Source organism: Phenylobacterium sp. (genome assembly GCF_031425575.1).
Lineage (GTDB): Bacteria > Pseudomonadota > Alphaproteobacteria > Caulobacterales > Caulobacteraceae > Phenylobacterium.
Genome location: NZ_JANPJP010000059.1, coordinates 1 through 3341, shown reverse-complemented (window position 1 = coordinate 3341; position 3341 = coordinate 1). Strand labels below are relative to the sequence as shown.

2 protein-coding genes are annotated in these 3341 nt (G+C 69.2%); one reads left to right on the top strand and one right to left on the bottom strand.

The annotated features are described in order from the left end of the window. Positions 1-146 precede the first annotated feature (146 nt). Positions 147-542, top strand: a complete 396-nt coding sequence (locus RMO97_RS03495; RefSeq protein WP_310539156.1) for a hypothetical protein — start codon at positions 147-149, stop codon at positions 540-542. Positions 543-567: 25 nt separating this feature from the next. Here the strand turns inward: RMO97_RS03495 and RMO97_RS03490 are convergent. After that, a partial coding sequence (locus tag RMO97_RS03490) for a CusA/CzcA family heavy metal efflux RND transporter (RefSeq protein WP_310539155.1) occupies positions 568-3341 on the bottom strand: 2774 nt, incomplete at its 5' end.

The following is a 3341-nucleotide window of genomic DNA, read 5'->3' as shown; positions in this document are numbered from 1 at the left end:
GTCAAGCTCATCACCCTCAAGCAGCCCAACATCGTGGTCTTCAACGTGCAGGACAACGGCGGCGGCAGCGGCACCATGTCGGTCACGGTCACCGGCGTGCCGGGCCCCAACGGGGTCATGGAAGCCGCCGGTCTGGTGGCCGAGTGATGGGGCCCCTGATCCTGGCCGCCGGCCTCACCCTCGCCCTGCAGGCGGCCGCCGCGCCCTATTACGAAGGCGTCGCGCGCGACAGTTTCGCCGCCTGGTCCTTCACCTCCGGCGAGATCGCCATCGACGGTGCGGTGAAGACCACCTCGGTCCAGACCCTCTACGCCACCCCCACCAATTTCGGCGCTAATCCCACCCCGGTGGCCTGGTCGATCCACAAGGTGGCCTTCGACTGCCAGGCCAAGACGGCGACCTATATCAGCGGCGCCAACTACGCCCAGGACGGCGCCATGCTCTATCCGGCCAACCCCGCCCCCGCCGCGCCCTGGACCTCCTACACCCCTGGCTTCCAGCAACTGGCCGCGACCGTCTGCGCGATGAAGGCGCCGCTCTAAAGCTCACGGGGGACCGGCGTCCAGATCACCTGGCCGCGCCATCCCGCGCAGCCCGGCGCCCATGCACCATGCGGTAGAGGGCCGGCAGCACCAGCAGGGTGAGGATCGTCGAGGAGATGATCCCCCCGATCACCACGCTGGCCAACGGACGCTGCACCTCGGCGCCCGCGCCCACATTGAAGGCCATGGGCACGAAGCCCAGGCTGGCCACCAGGGCGGTCATCAGCACCGGCCGCAGTCGGGTGAGGGCGCCCTCGGAGATCGCCGCGTCGAGGGGGCGACCCTCGGCTGCCAGGTTGCGGATGAAGCTCACCATCACCACCCCGTTGAGCACCGCCACCCCCGACAGGGCGATGAAGCCCACCGCCGCCGAGATCGACAGCGGCAGGCCGCGCAGCAGCAGGGCCGCCACCCCGCCGGTCAGGGCCAGGGGCACGCCGGAGAACACGATCGCCGCGTCCCTGGCCGAGCGAAACAGGGCGTAGAGCAGGCCGAAGATCAGCAACAGGACCGCCGGCACCACGAGTTGCAGGCGCTTGGCCGCGGAGATCAGCTGCTCGAAGGTGCCCCCATAGGTGATCCAGTAGCCGCTCGGGACCTCCACCTCGGCGCCGACCTTCCGCTGCACCTCCTGGACAAAGGAGCCCAGGTCGCGGCCACGCACATTGGCGGTGACCACCACCCGGCGCTTGCCGTTCTCGCGGCTGATCTGGTTGGGACCGATCTCCACCTCGATCTTGGCGACGTCAGCGAGCGGCACGAAACCGCGCGGGCCATCGCCGGTCGCGGCCAGCGGCACCCGCAGGCGGCCGATCTCATCGACGTTTCGCCGCAGGGGCTCCGGCAGTCGGACGACGATATCGAAGCGCCGGTCGCCCTCGAACACCTGCCCGGCCACCGCGCCGCCCAGGGAGGTGGCGACGACGTCCTGCACGTCCTGGACGTTCAGCCCCAGCCGGGCGAGCGCGGCGCGGTCGGGAGTGATCTGCAGCACCGGCAGGCCGGTGATCTGCTCGACACCGACGTCCTGGGCGCCGTCGACGCCCTCCACGACGGCCTTCAACTCATTGCCGATCGTCAGGAGCTGGTCGAGGTCGTCGCCGAACACCTTGACCGCCACATCGGCGCGGACGCCCGACAGCAACTCGTTGAACCGCATCTGGATCGGCTGGGTGAACTCATAGTTATTGCCCGGCACCTGGGCCACGGCGGCCCGCAGTTCCTCGACCAGCTCGGCTCGGGGCTTGCGCGGGTCGGGCCAGTCCTTCCGGTCCTTCAGGAGGATGAAGGTGTCGGCGACCGAGGGCGGCATCGGATCGGTCGCCACCTCGGCGGTGCCGATCTTGGCCACAACCCGCTCGACCTCCGGGAAACGCTTGATGCGGGCTTCCAGCGCGGCCTGCATCTGGACCGCCTGGCTAAGGCTGGTGCCCGGGATACGCAGGGCGTGCATGGCGATGTCGCCCTCGTCGAGGTTCGGAATGAACTCCGAGCCCATCCGGCTCGCCGCGAAACCGGCCAACAGCACCAGGATCACCGCCCCGGCCACGACGGCGGCGCGCATCCGCAGGGCGAAGGCCAGGGCCGGCTCATAGAACCGCCGCGCGCCGCGCATCACCGGGCTCTCGGTCTCCGCGACCTTGCCGGTGACGAACAGGGCCACGGCGGCGGGAACGAAGGTCAGCGACAGCACCATGGCGGCGCTCAGGGCCATGACGACGGTGATCGCCATCGGATGGAACATCTTCCCCTCCACCCCGGTCAGGGCGAAGATCGGCACATAGACCAGGGTGATGATCAGCACGCCAAACAGCGACGGGCCGATCACCTCGTCGGTGGCGGTGGCCGCCAGACTGAAGCGTTCGTCACGGGTCAGCACCCGGCCGAGACGATGCTGGGCCTCGCCGAACCGCCGCAGGCAGTTCTCGACGATGATCACCGCCCCGTCGACGATCAGGCCGAAGTCGAGCGCCCCCAGGCTCATCAGGTTTCCGGAAACCCGGGTCTGCACCATGCCGGTGATGGTCAGCAGCATGGAGAACGGGATGATCGCGGCGGTGATCAGCGCCGCGCGGATGTTGCCGAGCAGCAGCAGGAGCACGACGATGACCAGCAGCGCCCCCTCAAGCAGGTTGGTCTCGACGGTTCTGATGGTGCGATCGACGAGGTCGGTGCGGTCGTAGATCGGTACGGCCGAAACTCCCGCGGGCAGCGCCTTGGCCGCCTCTTCGAGCCGTGCGGCCGCGGCGCGCGCAACCGTGCGGCTGTTCTCGCCGACCAGCATGAACACCGTGCCCAGCACGACTTCGCGGCCGTCCTGGGTGGCGGCCCCGGTCCTCAGTTCCTCGCCCATGCCGACGTCGGCCACATCGGCGATCCGGATCGGCACGCCGCCGCGGTTGCTGACGATGATCCCCTTGAGGTCGTCCAGCCCCGCGACCTGGCCCGGAACCCGCACCAGGTACTGCTCGCCGAAGCGCTCGACATAGCCCGCGCCGACATTGGCGTTGTTGCGGCCCAGCGCTTCGATGACCTCGGTCATGGTCAGGCCATAGGCCGACAGCCGCTCCGGTAGGGGGGTGACGTGGTACTGCCGTTCGAAGCCGCCGATGGTGTTGACCTCGGTGACTCCGGGCGTGTTGCGCAGTTGCGGCCGGATCACCCAGTCCTGCAGGGTGCGCAGGTCCTCGGGCGTGTAGAGCTGGCCGTCGGGCCGGCGCGCGCCGGGCTTGGCCTCGATGGTGTACATGAAGATCTCACCGAGACCGGTGGCGATAGGGCCGAGCTCCGGCGTAATCC